This window comes from Pedobacter suwonensis, assembly GCF_900111825.1.
In the GTDB taxonomy this organism is placed as follows: Bacteria; Bacteroidota; Bacteroidia; order Sphingobacteriales; family Sphingobacteriaceae; genus Pedobacter; species Pedobacter suwonensis.
The window spans coordinates 611,320-627,276 of sequence record NZ_FOJM01000001.1; the positions used below are offsets into that span (position 1 = coordinate 611,320).

Annotated in this window: 19 protein-coding genes; 3 read left to right on the plus strand and 16 right to left on the minus strand. The window is 44.9% G+C overall.

Annotated elements, in window-relative coordinates; translation table 11 throughout:
• Window positions 1–11 precede the first annotated feature (11 nt).
• The 13 genes from BM107_RS02500 to BM107_RS02555 all read right to left on the minus strand — a co-directional run bounded on the left by BM107_RS02500 (window position 12) and on the right by BM107_RS02555 (window position 12,551).
• The gene (locus tag BM107_RS02500) at window positions 12–2,198 is read right to left on the minus strand and encodes a TonB-dependent siderophore receptor (protein WP_090979898.1); all 2,187 of its coding nucleotides are present in this window, start codon (window positions 2,196–2,198) and stop codon (window positions 12–14) included.
• Window positions 2,199–2,224: 26 nt separating this feature from the next.
• Window positions 2,225–2,590, minus strand: coding sequence for a hypothetical protein (locus BM107_RS02505; RefSeq protein WP_090979900.1), 366 nt, complete (start codon window positions 2,588–2,590; stop codon window positions 2,225–2,227).
• Between the two features lie 350 nt (window positions 2,591–2,940).
• A complete protein-coding gene (locus BM107_RS02510; RefSeq protein ID WP_090979902.1) occupies window positions 2,941–3,195 on the minus strand; it encodes a YHS domain-containing protein in 255 nt (84 codons plus the stop codon).
• 33 nt (window positions 3,196–3,228) lie between these two features.
• On the minus strand, window positions 3,229–3,543 hold the full coding sequence (locus tag BM107_RS25255) for an SCO family protein (protein WP_317614790.1): 315 nt from the start codon (window positions 3,541–3,543) through the stop codon (window positions 3,229–3,231).
• Window positions 3,543–3,905, minus strand: a complete 363-nt coding sequence (locus BM107_RS25260; protein ID WP_317614791.1) for an SCO family protein — start codon at window positions 3,903–3,905, stop codon at window positions 3,543–3,545. The genes BM107_RS25255 and BM107_RS25260 overlap by 1 nt, the downstream gene beginning before the upstream one ends.
• On the minus strand, window positions 3,886–4,395 hold the full coding sequence (locus BM107_RS02520) for a hypothetical protein (protein WP_244278708.1): 510 nt from the start codon (window positions 4,393–4,395) through the stop codon (window positions 3,886–3,888). The genes BM107_RS25260 and BM107_RS02520 overlap by 20 nt, the downstream gene beginning before the upstream one ends.
• A gap of 23 nt (window positions 4,396–4,418) precedes the next feature.
• Window positions 4,419–5,345 carry a transporter family protein gene (locus BM107_RS02525; protein WP_244278709.1) on the minus strand — a complete coding sequence of 309 codons (927 nt, stop codon included), beginning with the start codon at window positions 5,343–5,345 and terminating at the stop codon, window positions 4,419–4,421.
• Between the two features lie 7 nt (window positions 5,346–5,352).
• A complete protein-coding gene (locus BM107_RS02530) occupies window positions 5,353–6,399 on the minus strand; it encodes a cytochrome c peroxidase (protein ID WP_090980006.1) in 1,047 nt (348 codons plus the stop codon).
• Window positions 6,400–6,404: 5 nt separating this feature from the next.
• Window positions 6,405–7,265, minus strand: a complete 861-nt coding sequence (locus tag BM107_RS02535; protein ID WP_244278710.1) for an MbnP family protein — start codon at window positions 7,263–7,265, stop codon at window positions 6,405–6,407.
• Window positions 7,266–7,268: 3 nt separating this feature from the next.
• Window positions 7,269–8,351, minus strand: coding sequence for a cytochrome-c peroxidase (locus tag BM107_RS02540; RefSeq protein ID WP_090979904.1), 1,083 nt, complete (start codon window positions 8,349–8,351; stop codon window positions 7,269–7,271).
• A 5-nt stretch (window positions 8,352–8,356) separates the two neighbouring features.
• The gene (locus BM107_RS02545) at window positions 8,357–9,154 is read right to left on the minus strand and encodes an MbnP family protein (protein WP_090979906.1); all 798 of its coding nucleotides are present in this window, start codon (window positions 9,152–9,154) and stop codon (window positions 8,357–8,359) included.
• Between the two features lie 219 nt (window positions 9,155–9,373).
• A complete protein-coding gene (locus BM107_RS02550; protein WP_139222259.1) occupies window positions 9,374–9,757 on the minus strand; it encodes a hypothetical protein in 384 nt (127 codons plus the stop codon).
• A gap of 586 nt (window positions 9,758–10,343) precedes the next feature.
• Entirely contained in the window at window positions 10,344–12,551 is a 2,208-nt protein-coding gene (locus BM107_RS02555; RefSeq protein ID WP_090979910.1) for a TonB-dependent receptor, read from the minus strand.
• A 332-nt stretch (window positions 12,552–12,883) separates the two neighbouring features.
• Between BM107_RS02555 and BM107_RS02565 the strand changes: the two genes are divergently transcribed.
• The 3 genes from BM107_RS02565 (at window position 12,884) to BM107_RS02575 (ending at window position 14,589) form a co-directional block, all read left to right on the plus strand.
• Window positions 12,884–13,648, plus strand: coding sequence for a helix-turn-helix domain-containing protein (locus BM107_RS02565; protein ID WP_090979914.1), 765 nt, complete (start codon window positions 12,884–12,886; stop codon window positions 13,646–13,648).
• A 29-nt stretch (window positions 13,649–13,677) separates the two neighbouring features.
• Window positions 13,678–14,064, plus strand: coding sequence for a VOC family protein (locus BM107_RS02570; protein WP_090979916.1), 387 nt, complete (start codon window positions 13,678–13,680; stop codon window positions 14,062–14,064).
• Between the two features lie 333 nt (window positions 14,065–14,397).
• The gene (locus BM107_RS02575; protein ID WP_090979918.1) at window positions 14,398–14,589 is read left to right on the plus strand and encodes a hypothetical protein; all 192 of its coding nucleotides are present in this window, start codon (window positions 14,398–14,400) and stop codon (window positions 14,587–14,589) included.
• A gap of 56 nt (window positions 14,590–14,645) precedes the next feature.
• Here BM107_RS02575 and BM107_RS02580 read toward each other — a convergent pair whose 3' ends face one another.
• The 3 genes from BM107_RS02580 to BM107_RS24595 form a co-directional block, all read right to left on the minus strand.
• A complete protein-coding gene (locus tag BM107_RS02580; protein ID WP_090979920.1) occupies window positions 14,646–15,119 on the minus strand; it encodes a hypothetical protein in 474 nt (157 codons plus the stop codon).
• A complete protein-coding gene (locus BM107_RS02585; protein ID WP_244278711.1) occupies window positions 15,109–15,672 on the minus strand; it encodes a C40 family peptidase in 564 nt (187 codons plus the stop codon). The genes BM107_RS02580 and BM107_RS02585 overlap by 11 nt, the downstream gene beginning before the upstream one ends.
• The coding region (locus BM107_RS24595) for a hypothetical protein (protein ID WP_090979924.1) at window positions 15,591–15,957 on the minus strand (367 nt) is incomplete at its 5' end. The genes BM107_RS02585 and BM107_RS24595, both read right to left, overlap by 82 nt.

The following is a 15,957-nucleotide window of genomic DNA, read 5'->3' on the forward strand; positions in this document are numbered from 1 at the left end:
TTTCCTAAATATTAAAATTTATAGCCAATATTTAACCTAAATTCCCTTGGTGGATAAGGTACATAGGCATAGGCGCCAATGGTTGCTGAAGATGGTGTAATCCAGGCGCTTCCGTAATTAAACCTGTTCAGGATATTGTTTACCATTCCGTTTACGCTGAAGTGGCCTTGCGACCAGCCTATGCCACCATCTAACCTGAACACCGGGGCAAGGGATAGTTTTTGAAGTTCATAGCGGCCTGCCCTACCCACCTGTAGCTGGTAGCCTGCTGATATGGATAAGCCCCGCACTTTCTCAACCGGCAACAGGTAATGCAGCCAGGTATTCTGGATATGCTTTACCGTAAAAGGCGTGGTGAGTCCCAGCCTGGCCGGATTTTCATCTTTCGAAATGTGACTGTCGGTATAGGCATAATTGATTACTGCATTAAGGCCTTTAACAATCTCCCCCTTAAGGTCAAACTCTATCCCTTTTGAGGTGGTTTGGCCGAGCTGCGTCTGGATATTGGTGGAAGGATCAGTCACTTTAACATTATCGCGGGTAATCCTGTAAATGGACACTGTTGTATTCCATTTTCCGCCCATCCAGTCTTTTTTAAGGCCTGCTTCCATATTTTCGCCCCTTAATGGCTTAAATGCTTCGCCGCTGCTGGTATTTACGCCGCTCTGCGGGGTAAAGGTCTGATCATATAGTGCATATACCGAAAAATCAGACCTCAGCGAATAGCTCAATCCCAATTTTGGCGTAAAGGCAGTATTGTTAGTCTCGCCCAAACTGGTTTTTGTCGGGCTTTTTTGTACGCCGGTTTTACTAAAAGTTAGCCTTGCTCCCAAAGTCACCCTTAATTTATTTTCAAACAGCCCAAGTTCGTCCTGCACATAAGCAGCCTGATAAGAGATGGATTGCTGATCGGTCGCGATAGCTGATAATGAGCCCGCTCTCACGTTGGCATCAAAAGAAATGCCGTAAACGGGATGGTTTGCATCAAGCGGATAAAGGGTCTGGTTGGCGGTCGGATCGCCAGATCCGGAATAAGAAATGAACTTTTTACGGTTAACATCTACCCCGCCCAGCAACTGGTGGCGGACACTACCGGTAGAAAATTCACCACTGATGTAGGGCTGGATGGCCAGTACACCGGTATTCAAGCGCTCGTAAGTTGCCCTGCGCATAATCAGGTTGGGCTGGGCCGCATTGTAACGCGAAACAAAGAAGTAAGTACCTTCCAGGTGGTCCCTGGCATAGGCAGTATTGATTGTGAGGTGCCAGTTTTTGTTAAAAGAATGGTGGTAGCTTAAAAAGCCATTGTGCTCGATGGATTTAAATGGCGCCTTATTCGGATCGTTTATGGTAAAATCTGCCGGCAAACTTGCAAATCCATTGGGGGCGAATACGGTGGCAAAATACTGCTGGTAACGCTGGTCCTGGAAAAGATACTCAGCAGAAACATAAGAATGATCGTTTATATTGTACCTGATGACCGGATTTACCACCACCTTATCATTGAAATTATATTTCTGGAAGGACCTGGACTTTTGTCCGGCAGCATTTAAACGGTACTGCCACTTTCCACTTTTATCAAGATTTCCATCCAAATCTGCGCTGAGGCGGTACAGGTTAAAGCTTCCCGTAGTAAAACTTACCTCACGGTTCCCGGTACCGGTAGGCTGCTTAGTGAGCACGTTATAAGATCCGGCAGGGTCGAATAAACCATTGATATAACTCGATGGACCTTTAATAAATTCTACGCGGCCAATAATGGCTGCATCCTCAGCGCTGGGCCCTGCATAGATCATGGATAGGTCCAGGCCGTTACGCATCGGGGTAATCTGCGCCCCGCGCATAAATACCGAAGAGTTGTACAGGTCTGCGTTGTTGTTTCGCAGTGCCCCGCTCACGTTTCGCGTTACGCTTTCATTAATGGTGATGGCCTGCTGGTCTTCAATGAGGCGCTGATCAATCTCCTGAATGTTCTGCGGCAGCTGCAACAGCGGGGTACTCAGCTTCAGCGCAGCTGAAGATTTGTTGAGGTTATACCTGCGGTAATAACGCGAGCTGACCCTGACTTCATCGAGTACCTTTGCCGATGTATCTGGTGCAGCGCTCACGGTATCCTTTTTTACCTTTGTTTTTTGCTGGGCACTTACCCCAACTGTTAAGGCTAAAAAACATAAGCCTGTAATCACTATTCTTTTCATTTAATCTTTTTTGTCGCTACAAATCCCTACAATGGTATGGAAACAGTCATGCACCTGTTTAGCCCAGCTAAAATCAATTTACCCTCAACCTTACGCTTAATGAGTTTATCCGGCGTTGCGCTTTCCAGGCCGCGCTGATGGATAGCGGGGATGATTCCAGGCCCCGAAAATTCGGCCGGTATGACGCATTTGTGCAACAATATTGCACTTTCCGGGAGCTCATCAGCACGCTTCTTTACCGGATCGCAGTTTCCTGCTGCTGCCGGATGAAAGGTCTGTGAAATGATGGCATGAAAATGCCCCGATGCCGGCCATTGATCAAAGTTATCCTGCGCCCTGAGGTTAAGGGAAAACAGGATCATACCAAGGGTGATGACAAATATTTTTTTCATTATTTTAATGTGAATTATGGATCTCAAAGATTATTTGTGTTACTAAAAGCTGTGTTTTTATATTAATTGAGCATTCTTTTTGTCCTGGCCGGACAGGCTTCTTTCTTTTTGACGTCAAAAAGAAACAAAACCGAGGCACTGCCGAGCTCATTAATGCAAATGAAAACGGTAGATAACCCATTAATAAAACGCCGGCTGAAAATTTTTCTATTAAAGGCAGGGAATGGGCTTTGACTGTGCTTCCCGAAAAATTTGTTAGGCCGGTGATGCAGAGAACGAAGATTTTCTGCTTTGGCTTAGCCAAACGTTCATTCCTGTAGGTAAAATTAAGACCCATAATTCACGTTATTTTATTTTCCGATATATTTTTTGGGTTCTGCTACAAATTTATTTTTGCAGCCTTCCGAGCAAAATCCGTACACCGTTTTTTGATATATGGCTGTTCTGGTATGGCCCGCTTTTACTTTCATTTTGCAGACCGGATCGGTGGCATCCTTTTTCAGCGTGTCTGTTTGCAGCGTTACCACCATCATCTTTTCATTTGCCTTTGCGGCGGCCATACTCAGCAACAGTACCACCCCTGGCAGGTATATTATTTTTTTCATGTTTTTTATTTTTTTTGTTCAGGCTTCGATTGGTTATTTCTCTTTCAAAAGAATATCCATGTCTGCCATAAGCTTTTCTACCTGATCCTGCTTCGTTCCATCGTACGCTTCGCGCACCCTCCGGTGCTTATCGATCAGCACCAGATAACCCTGGTGCACATAACCTCCGGCTGCGGCCTTGTCTTCGTTGACCGAAACCAGGTAATCCTTTTGGGCCATGGCGTAAACAAGCTCCTTAGCTCCCCACACAAACTGCCATTGTTTACCTGCTGCCCCAAGCCTGCTACGGTAAGCCTTCAGTCTCGATGGAATATCATAACGGTAATCAATCGTGTGGGATAAAAACATCACCTCCGGATTGCCCTTATATTTTCATACACCTTTAAAAGGTTGCGGTGCATGATGGGGCAAATGGTTGGGCAGGAAGTAAAAAAGAAATCCGCTACATAGATTTTGCCGTCGAAATCTTTATTGGTCACCATGATGCTATCCTGGTTTAAAAAGCCGAAATCCGATATGGTTTTGTAAACCGTATCAATCACGGGTTTTCCATCTACCATGGTCTGCTTCACCCCATCCGGTATCAGCGGCAATCTGCGCGCGGTTTGCCCGCACGAGCAGACTATGCCTACCACTGCAAGCAGCAGCAGGCACTTTAAAGTTTCCTTTTTCATCGCTCCGCTTTTTAAATCAATGTTTACTGTGGTCATGTTCAGCCGCTGTTGAAGCAGGTTTCAGGTTAAACTTTTCCAGGTAAGCATCCGATTCATCCAGCGCCTTTTTGTATTCACCATCAAGCTTTTTAATCCTGATCATCTCACCCTGAAAATACTTCACCGCCGCTCCATTACTCTTTCCCTCAATATCTGGCTGGAAATCATGCATCCAGTCCATCATGTTATCATCTGCCTTGTTCAGCTTTGCAATCAATAAACTGATTTTATTTTTTTCCTCCGTGGTATCAAGATCGGGCTTTGCCTGCTTAAGCTCCTTTAACCTTACTTTGGAAAGGGTATCCAGTACCATTCTGTTTTTCACCGCCTTTTCCCCGTCTCCCATTACCTTATCATGAAGATCCATCACTTCCTGGCGTACGGTTTTATAATCGGGTTCACTTTTACAGCCAATGGCCATTGCTGCACAGAAGGTAAATGCGCCTAAGGCACCTAAACTTTTTTTGATTAAATTTTTAATATCCATAACTTGAATTTTAGATTGTGTATTTAAAACGGAATACTCATGTGTACCATCAGGCGGTTTCCGGCATATGCCCTTCCGCCAGCCAGGTCCTGCGATCTGACGTTCTGGTAATTGGCGCCTACCGAAAGCCCTTTCATGGCAACCTCCAGGCCTGCAACTGCTGAAAGCGAATAGCCACCAGACACGTCGACCATATATTTTTTGTTCTCCACATCCTTGTCCGCAGTCTCATAGAGTAGCCCTGCATTTGGCGCTATGGTTACGGTATGGGCGATACGGAACTTATAGTACACCAGCGCGTTTGCGGTAAACTTATTGCCGTAACGGTACGCATATTGGTTTTCGGTATTTATTTTATAGTTGGCATTCAGGTTCAGTCCAAGGTCGTTATAGCGGATATCATAAGCCGCATTTACTGTAAAATCGGTACTTGCGGTACCCAGCTGGAAGTTGTTGGGCGATTCCTGAACGGCCAGGCGCTCGGCAGGTTCATATTTTCCGGTAGGCACCTTAATCCCAGCACCCACCCAAAGCGACTGGACAAGTAGTTTTTCGCCCAGGGTACCAGTATGGTTGAACAGGTTATAGTATCCCATCACCGCAATATCACCCATTCCGTTCTTTGTACCATTTGCTTCCTGGCTTTTGCGCTGGTTGAAGTTATAAGGAACAAATGCTAAAACGCGGAAGTTCTTTCCAAAGTTCCATCCGCCCCAAAGCTCGGCGCTTTGGTAGGTCTCGTCTGCGGTCAGCGGCGTGCGCTCCCCTTGCGGCCCAAGGTGGGTGCGCAGGGACTTGTACTGATAGCGCAGCCCTAAGAACCGCTTGTTATATTCGGGCAGGATTCCGATATAGTAACTTCCTACCCCGCAGCCGCAGATATCGCAGGCCAGAGAAGGAAAGCCAAGTGCCATCAGAAAAACCCATATCAATGTTTTTTTTATGGTCATGCTTAAATTATTGTTCGGCCAGGGCCGGATTATTTATAAAAGTCTCATCGTTTAGTGTGGCTAAAAATGCCAGGAGTTTGCTCTTGTCCTCATCACTCAAGGCAATGCCCAACCTGGCGCCATTTTTTAGGATAGGATCCAGGTTTGGCAGGTCCTGCACCTGCGAATGGTAATGTTCCAGTACGCCGTCAAGCGTTAAAAACCTGCCATCATGCATGTAAGGTGCTGTATATTTCAGGTTTCGGAGTGATGGTACCTTGAACTTGTACCTGTCAGTTGCGATCAGCGTAGCGGTATATAATCCCTGGTCGTTAATAGGACTCAGAGAGAGCCCGTTATTGCGAAAAGATCCATCGGTGAACAAAGGCTCGCTGTGGCAAGAAGCACATTTCTCTTTAAACAGCATATAACCTTGCTGCTCCTGGGTGGTAAAGGATACACCCGCTTCCTTTCTCATCACTTTATCGTATTTAGAATTGCTGCTGATGCACATCACCATAAACTGCGATAGTGCTTTCATCATCCTTGCGGTAGTGATTTCCTCCGTGCCAAAAGCATTTTTGAACAGGGTAGTATACTTTGGAAGCAGGCGCAGCTTCGCCATCACATTCTCAACGCTTTCATCCATTTCCTCATGGTTGGTAATGGGCGCAACAGGCTGCAGGTCGAGGTCAAAAATGCCTCCGCCCCACATAAACGCCTTGTTCCAGGCCAGGTTCATAATTGGCGGAGAGTTCCGGGTACCCAGGCGGTCATCTATGCCATGGCTCACATCATGCCCGTGCTGCGTAAAAGCAGACGACTGGATATGGCAGGAGCCGCAGCTTACCGTATTGTTTCTGGAAAGCCTGGCTTCATAAAAAAGGCTTCGCCCCAGCTCAAAGCCTGCCTTGGTTACCGGATTGGCAGAAAGCTTGTAAACGGGCGCCGGAAAATTGGCCGGTTGCTGAAATCCCAGAAAGGCCTCCACCTGCTCTTGTACCATATCACTCTTCTTGCAGGCGTACACAAAAAGGCATAGCGAAAAAATAATCAATATCTGTTTTTTACTCATCATGCCTAGTTTTCGGTGTGGTCGTGTCTGAACATAGTGGTCAGGTTTTTTGCAATGTTTACGCTATAATCGCTGAACATCACATTGGGATGAGCGGCGATACTAAAACCATTGGGCCGGTTAAAAACCTTCATCGCATCTACAAAAAGGTGAACGTTACTCTGCCTGTCCTTTCTCACTTTGGCAATCCCTGCAGTGGTCAGATCAACCGTGATGGTTTTGATATTGTTGATGGTCGGCGCAGCATAACCACCAAAGCCGCCGATGTGGTATTTGAATTGTTTCTTTCCGGTGGGATCACCATTTGCGTCATCCGAGATCACCCCGGCATTGCCTTCAAACCTGAAAAATATGTACCCGGAGTTCCAGCCCCAGTACATGCCCCCGCTATCATGATCGCCATTTGCTGCCGGGTCAAGTACTCCTGTACGCTTATCAATACCCATCGTACTTCTCAGGCTATCTACGCCTAAAGTAAAAGTCAACCTGGTATAATCGCCCTCAGGCACACGTACTTTTGCAAAACGGGTAGCTTTGTCTGATGATCTGATCAGAAAATAACTGCTATCCTGTTTTACTGCGTATTCTTTTCCATCTGCGGTAGCCACCTTAATGTTGCTGATGAAATACTGCAGCATGGAAACGGTAAACTTTTCGCCGGCTGCGTTGGTATAGGGCGCAGCGGTATTATTGAAGGTAAGCGTGCGGTCGCCGATGATGTTATCGAACTCTACTGAAAAAGGCGCCAGATTGGTCTCCATAAATTCCGGAGCGGGTTCATCACCTTTTTCACAGGAGGCCAGTATTGAAAAACAGGCCAGTAGCAAAATTAACTGATTATATTTTCTATTAAATTTTTCCATCATACATTAATTAGGATTACTGAATTTTTTATTTTTTGTGAAAGCATCATCCGTAAGGGCGGATAGGAAAGCTTTTATGGCCGCTTTTTCTGCCTGCGAGATCGGAATACCTAAATTGCCATCATTTTGATACAGGGCCCGATCTACAGTTGCTGAATAGGTAATTCCCGAACGATAGTGATCTAACACCTGGTCCAGGTTAATGAATCTTCCGTCATGCATATACGGAGCGGTGAGCATCACGTTCCTTAATGAAGGCGTTTTGAATTTGCCCATATCAGCCAAATCAAAGCTCACGCGGTACCTTCCCTGGTAAATTCCTTCCAGGTCGTCTGGAAAGATGGCATCAATGCCGTTGTTGTGATAGCTGTAGTCGGTAAAAAGTTCACCCTGGTGGCAGCTCCCGCATTTTGCATGTACCAGTGCAAGTCCCTGTAGTTCCTGGCTGCTCAAGGTCGCGCCAGGTACTTTCCTGATGTAAAGATCGTACCTTGAGCCTGCAGAAATCAGTGTCCTTTGAAACTGTGCCAATGCCTTGAGCACATCTGTTGAGGTGATTTCCCTGTTAAACACCAGTTTAAACCTTTTAACATAATCTGGTACCGCTTTAAGTTCCCTTTCCAGCTCATAAAGATCCTGATGCATTTCATCCTCGCTGGTTAATGGTCCTAAAGCCTGCGATTCGAGATTCTTTGAGCCACCGTCCCAAAAAAGGCCGCTTTTTGCCCATGCCAGGTTAAACAGTGTTGGTGTATGGCGGTGAAGGGGTTTAGCCGACACCCCGATACTGGTCAATGCGGTTGCATCAGAAAAGGCAATATCCTGCCTGTGGCATGATGCACAAGACAGTTTGTTGTTTCCTGATAATCTTGCGTCATAAAATAAGATCCTCCCCAGCTCAATTCCTTCAGCACTAAGCGGATTGTCCGCATCGTCTGCTACCTTCGGCAAATTACCCGGCACTTCCAGTCTGGCTGGTGTCGGTGCCGGGAAATTTTCAACCGGGCGGTGATCCTTTTTACAGGATATCACCGTGCCCGATAGCAGCATCAGGGCAGAAAGATGCAGCACTGCATATTTGCCGTTCATGCCAGTTAGTTTGCAGACTTAACTGAAAAAACTTTACCACCGTAATTGGCGGCTACAGCACTCATCACAGCAGCCTGCGATGCGCCGACAGTTGGCGTAGCCATCACATCAATGCCGTCAAATGCTTTTGAAAGGTCTACGTTAATAACAATGTTTGCTGATTTTGAAGCGCCGATTTTAATGCTTTGTGGAAGATTCAATGCCACCGTTTTATAATTGGCGTTTAAGCCTGTTTCTACCTTAAGCGTTTTGCTGGCAGTACCTTCTTTAACGGTTCCTGTAGCCGAGGTAAAGATATAGCTGGTCAGCCACATCCACGATACGTTGGTCATCCCGTTCAACTGAGAAAGCTCACCCGACTGAAGGCTCATATTATCGTTATATTTCTGGTCTACACCAACGCCGAACTTAATGGCTTTATAATCACCAGCAGGAATTTCTTTCAGCACTACGTCTTCGCGTTTTGTTGCCGGATAGATGGTTGCGGCATTATCGTTGTTTACCCCTACCAGGTTTATGGCACCTGTTTCCTCCAATAAATAATAAGATCCCGGAACCTTTACTTCTTCGCCTGCTGCATTTACCAGCGTTACGTTGCTCACCCAGTACCTGAACTTTGTAAAATTAAAGGTTTTGGTACCCAGGGCAAAGTCTTTGTTCAATGCAAAATCACTGCCATTAAAGGTAGCATCAAAAGTAAGGGTAGTTTTGCCAGCACCATCGGCCACGGTAACCAACTCATCTTTTGAACATGAAGTAAATAAAATTGCAGATAATGATATGATGGTTAAAAGTTTTTTCATTTTTTTTAAATATAATCCGTTGGGGCATACCTATTGCATGCCATTACGGTATGGGTTTGTCATTTGGATTTTTGGGCAACATGCTCCCGAAAATAAAACACAGGCCTAAACGCCAGCGCTGGCCAAAAAAAACGGCAACGATGGATTAGCATTATACGCAAGCCAGGCAATCAGAAAATTCCTGAATGCAACCAGCAAAAAAAGATAAAACAATTGGGTTTAAGCCTGAAGACTTAAGGCTTTTGGCGGCTGGAATATAGAAAAGGCACGGTGCATGGTACCCGGCACCGAACGTTCCGGATAGATCATTTTAACAGTTGAGCGTTTAAAGGTAAAAGACCAGGCAGCGGCAGGCAACGCCTCCATGTAGTGGCTTCGCTGGTTTTCCCTTTCCTGTTTTTTCTCCTTTTCCTCGGCCTGCTTTAATTTCTTCATCAGAAAACATTTCCCATTACAGTGCATCCACGGGCGGTTCCTGTTCTCGCATAGTTTCTCTGTTATATACTTCTGGTTTACTTCGAAACCGGCATAGATAAAAAAACGCGAAAAATTGGATCCGATCAGTGCAAATAATAAAGATATGGCAACAAACCTGTTCAACATTTCGCCGCAAAGATAAGGATAAACAAGCCCGAAAAAGAAATAAAACAGATAAATTATAGGGATATTGCTTTTATAAAATGTGCAAAAATGAATTAGCCACAGAAACACAGAAATCACGGAGTAGATTAAATTTTTCCGTGTTTTTCGTGCTGCCGTGGCAAACATAACACTTAGGCATGCGCAGAAAGAGCTGGAAACCAATAGAGAAAAGTTAAAAGCGATTTCCCTGATATAAATTACCACAAAGCCCCTACAAAAAACAGCTTTGATGTGAAAATTTACTGGCTTGAGTCGTTTATCCCCTTAGTTCAGGAATGCTTTATTTTGTTGCGCCAGCGTTAACCGGCTCAATTGATATCTCCGGGCCTTATGTTAACAGCAAAAATAAGCCTGTGCAGCGTTTACCCCCTGGCTGCACCAGGGGAACTCAACAGGCTTCCTCCATTTTTATTAAATAATCTAATTGTGGTGTTGTTGATGGCCTTGCCAGCGGTATTTGCTTGCAGCCTTTCCTGATGCTGGTTTTTACGATTGGCGGTTACCTGCTTTTTCTCCTTTCCGTACAACTTTTTGCTCTGGTCATCTATCAGAAACTGAGCGATACATTAGCTCTGATACTGAAAGGCGTTCCCGGCGTAAAATCAATCTCCTCAACTGGCAGGGGCTCATTCTGCAACCTCGATTCGGTTGCAAACTGCGTTTCATTCCATACCCTGTTAAAAATGTTTTCGGTAATAATGCCAAAAGTAAAACGCTTCCAGGTGTAGTTCACATTGGCATCGGTAATAAAATAACCCTTTGCAATAATTGAGTTATCGCCGTTAGCCGGACGTGAGGCAAGATAGCGGGCCTTAATGCTTCCGGAGAAGTTATTCAGGTCTTTCATGCTCAGCCCCCCGGTAAAGGTAAAAGGTGGTGCCAGGGGAATGTAATTTGCCCCTTCCGGCTCATCCAGTGCCCTTCCGTGGTTGTAGGTCATATCGCCATTTAAGAAAAACCAATTGTTTAACTGGTAGCGCAGTCCAAAATCAATTCCCTTCCTTGATGTTTTTCCACTGGGCTCAATTACCCCTTCATCACCAACATATACAAATTCCTGTTGCAGGTAGAGATACCATAGGGCTGCGTTTAGTATCAAACGTGGTGCCGGTTTCCAGCTTGCCCCAAGGTCAGCTCCATAAGCAGCCGGCAGGATTTCCTGAGTCTTCTTTGCTATCACCACGCGTGAATCATTGCTATGAAATCCCTTCCCCATCTTCAAAAAGAACTGTAGGTCTTTACTCTGGTTATATAGAAAATTCAGCTTAGGGCTAAGCGTAGCCTTTCCTGTACGCGCAGCAAAATTACCATTCAAATGATCAATATACTTAAAGTTAAAATAATCCAGGCGCACGGCAGGATTGATCAGGAGTTTACCCATATCAATCTCTGTATTCAAAAAGGCATAAGCATTAATTTCAGAAACATCGCCAAACTGAACCTGTTCAAGGGTAGTTTGCCGGTTTAGCGTATGGGAAAGCTCAATATCTTTAACCTGGTCTGCCCTTAAGCCGGCACCGAACTGCATACCGTAGTCAGCAGCTGATGAACTGTATTTCTTACTCAATACCGATTGCAGCCCATATATGTTCCTGCCCTCTTGCTGTTTAATCTGGTCTCCGTTCACCGGATCATTAAGAAAAAAAGTAAAATTGCTGTAAAGCCCGAAATCATAGCGGCTATAAAAGGCACTGGATTTGAGCGAGGTGCTTTCATTAATGAATTGATCATACTGCAGATTGAGATTACTGCGGCTGGTTTTTCCACCCTCATTGGCATCAATAGCCCCAAACCGGGAAATGAGTCCCTCATCTACCGCACGTTGTGGAATCTGACCGGAGGCGAGCCATGAACTATTAAAGTGCATTACAGAAAACGAAAGCTTATCGAGGTTATTGAACAACCGGGTATATTTTCCCATCAGGTTGAGCCTTTTAAAATCCTGGCTAGCCTCAAAAGGACCATCGGTTTTCATGTAACTCCCAGCCACATAGGCCGCCTGTTTGGCATCATTAACCAGATTGATAAGTCCAAGTCCCTTAAAGGTATTAAACTTTCCGCCCTCGAGTGTAAGGGAGTTGTGATCTAATCTGTCCTTGGTCTGAAATCCGACGTAGCCGGCGGTAGCCAGGTTACCTTTATCTGCATGATAGGGGCCTTTATCAAAATCAATCTTTTCCACCAGTTCAGGAATCAGGAAATGCAGGTCTGCATAACCCTGCCCGTGTGCATGACTGACCATGTTTACCGGCATACCGTCTACAGAAATGTTGATATCTGTTCCATGATCCAGGTCGAAGCCACGAAGAAAAAGTTGTTCTGCCTTTCCCCCGCCGGCATGCTGGCCGATAAAGAGGCCGGGTACTTTTCTTAAAAGTTCCTGCGAAGAATTTACCGGGCTTGTAGCGAGATCCACAGCCGCTACAGACGAGAGATGGTTTATACCTTCCGATACAACCACTTCATTGAGCTGGAAATTAGCGGGTGATAAACTGATATTCATTACAAATCCGTCTACAACTGTTGTCACAGGTAAATAACCCAGCAACGTTACCCGGATGGAATCGCCCCTTCTTACATCTTTCATCAGAAAAAAACCAGCCTCATTAGTATGTGCATGCTTTTTACTCCGCAGGTTCTGCAGGTAAACATCTGCTAAAGGGAAATCGCCGGTAGTGCTTATCTTACCCTTTAAAACTTGCGCAAAAAGACTCGTTGAGCATAAGCTCAGCAGCATCACATAGAAAATCTTCATCGGGGGCGAAACTACTAAATGTTATAAATTATTTCGCATTAGCTCATCCCTTTCTAGAAAAAAACGAATACCAGAGAGTTGGCACACCCTGTGTTTCGGAGGGGAGTTCATCTTTTTTAATAAAATCAGGTTTCTTTTTGCAGGATGAAAAATTTAAAGCCATTAACAATAGTGCTGCTTGCTGCATTAACGCCGCAAACGACCATGAACGAAATTGAAATCAGTAAAAAGATGAACTGTTTAGTGCGAAGAATTTTGCCTGATCAGAATTTCATCTCAACAAAGATGTGGCAAGCCGCTAAATTCATAGCTTTGTATTCGAATGATCATAGATGAACTCGCATAGAAGTAAATTAGCATACATCTGCCTGAAACCCGATGAAACGCTGCAACCCTTTGTAGAAAGCATCTGGATGGTAAAAAACCACTCTGACGAAGAAAATGCAGGTATTATTGTTCCGGATGGGAAAATAGATTTATTTCTTTTCGCAGATAGAAATGGAAACTTTGAGCTATTTATTTCCGGTATTTGTTCTGAGCCGGTGGTTAAACCGCCCTTTCCACAATCCACTATGTTTGCCATCAGCTTTTATCCCATTGCAGCCGAATATGTTTTTAAAGCATCTTTTGCTGAGCTGCAAAATACAAGAAAGATACTACCTGCTGATTATTGGGGATTTTCAAAGGATGACCTGGACGACTTTCAAACCTTTCAACAAAAAGCCGTCAATATCGTTTCTTCTCTGTTGCAGGAAGATATTGACGACAGGAAAATCAAGTTGTTCGAATCAATTTATGCAGCCAGGGGAGAAATTACGGTAAAAGCGCTGCAAGAAAAAATTTACTGGAGCAGCAGACAGATGAACCGTTATTTTAATAAATGGTTTGGAATAACCTTGAAGTCATATCTTAATATCATCCGGTTCTCAAATTCGCTGAAGCAATTGAAAAACGGTGATTTTTACCCGCAACTCGATTATGCAGACCAGTCGCATTTTATAAGGGAAGTGAAAAAGTTTGCCGGGGTAAAACCGGTTATCTTAAATAAAAACGAAAACGACCGATTTATCCAATTGAGCCTGATGCCGGAAAAGTAATTTTGTTCTGTAATTAATACACGAATAAAATGAATCTGAACCACATCAACCTCGTTGTAAAAGACGTTAACAATGCTGTAAATTTATTTATAAAACATTTAGGTTTTAGTTTAATCGTCAATCGAAACAGCAAAATGGCCGTTCTGGAAAACGGCAATCATTTCGCCCTGGTTATTTGGGGACAGGAATTAAACCATAAGGAAAATGCCCCTACATACCCTGACAACTTCCACATCGGATTTTATCAGAAAAATGAGCTAGCCGTTTGGGAGATCTATGAAAAGTTAAAGACAGAAGCCAACTTATCATTTGAAAGCGAACCTAAGAAAATCAGGAATACGTTTGGTTTCTATTTCTTTTTTGAAAAGCTGATGATCGAAATCAGTATTACGCCATTTCAGGATAATATTGCATAACATTGCCTGCCGGCTGCCAACAGGCCACTTCATTTTAGATCGCACCAATAAAAATTACCATAAGCTATTTTAGGGGTTGGTTATAGCCAGAAAAACCGTAGCCGTACTTCTTATTTGGTTTTAAATTCAGCCGGTCTCATATTGGTCAGTTGTGATCGCAGTTCACTACATAATCGCGGTTATCCTGTTCAACGCCCAGGTCTTCCAATGCAATTCTCGGCCGGTATTCATAAATTCTTCGTTTTCTGCAATCAGTACTTTTTTAAACACATATCATTACCTTAAATTATTTACTTTTTAAGGCTCCCGGCTTAAAATTAATCAGGATCAAACATGATAAATTACGGTTTCCCTTTCGGATATTCTACTGATGGTTCTAATTTACAGGCATTACAATTCGGTTCGGTCCTGCTGTTTAAACATCAGGTAAAAACTCACCAGCAACGGGAAGTGTGCTGCCCGAAAGCGCTGAGTGAGTTTTACGAGCGGGATTTGCAAGGCACCGCTTTTCTGATGATGAACTGAGCCTTATTACCGTTCTGCAACAGTACTGTTGGCTTTGGTCAGTTCTTCATCAACCGTCATTTCCGCCATATCCAGTACACCAGGCCAAGCAGTAACAACGCGCCTGCGCCAATCAGGCCGGTAGGCGGCTTCCAGCTCTTATCAACCTGTTGCAGTTTTGTTTTTAAGTTGGTGCTGCCTGAATTAACATTCCGGACCTGAAGCTGACGTCCTTTTTGCTGTTGCCCCTGCAGCATGCGCCTGTTGTTGGCCTTTCCTTTAATCACCACCTTCTCGGCCATCCCTTCAAAACCTTTTTCCGCACTGTAGAAAAATTTCCCCAATGGGGTAATTTGCACCACATATTCGCTGTTGCCGGTATCAAGCAAAAGGGTATTGCTTTTTGCCCAGCTTTGCTCAATGCTGCTTTCCCGGCTGTCATGTTTTACCTCAAGGTCCTGTTCATGCAACACTTTTTTGCTTTTTAGTGTTGCACATGCCGAAAGCAATAGGCTAAAGGCCGCCAGGTATTTGATCAATTCAGTTTTCATCTTCCACTCCTTTCCTTTTGGCCCAGTCGGCAAAGTATTTAACGGCTTTTAAATGCCTGCGTTTACGGTACACCCCATCTCCTTCCCTGCTTCCTGCCGGGTTGGTATTGCCCTCAATGGTAATAAGCCAATCTCCATCACTCCGTTCAGCAAACCCGCAATGGGCTATGCGCTTTAGGTGGCTAAAGTAAATGCCAAACACTATTCCCGGCCTAATGTCTTTGGTGCGTTTGCTTAGCGGGAATAAAGCGGGGCTCCAGGCGGTGCGCGGTACCGGGTAACCGGCCTGGCCAAAAACCCAGCTCACAAAAGCTGCACACCAGGCACTGCCCTCCGGTACATTTACATAACTGAGGTATCCGGCAACGCGCGGGCCATCGTTTTTGCCCGAACGTTCGCGCACGCCGAGTTCCTTTTCGGCCACCTGCAACAGCCTTTTCCTATCGGCAAGCGCGGGGTCTTGCCGCAGGTTTATACTATCGCCGCCAGGCAGGCTATCGCTGCCAGCAAGAGCAAGGCAAACGATGCCCAGAAAAAACTTAACTGTTGCCATGAGGTTAACTGTTTAAATAGTGAAACCATATCTGTTAATTTATACAGGCCCAGGCTTTGCCAAAAGCGTTGCAACAGCCACCACGATAGCTGCAACAGGGCAGCATAACAGAGCAGGGCCAGCAAGATCAGCTGCCATATGCCTGCATCAAGCAGGGCCGCGGTGGGCTCAATGGTTCTTAACACTTTTGGGAGGGTATGCCAGCCCAGCACCAGTATTACGGCCAGCATCAGTTTTTCGAGGATCTGCTTTTTCGGCAACAGCGCCGTTAAAGCCGGTTTTAAT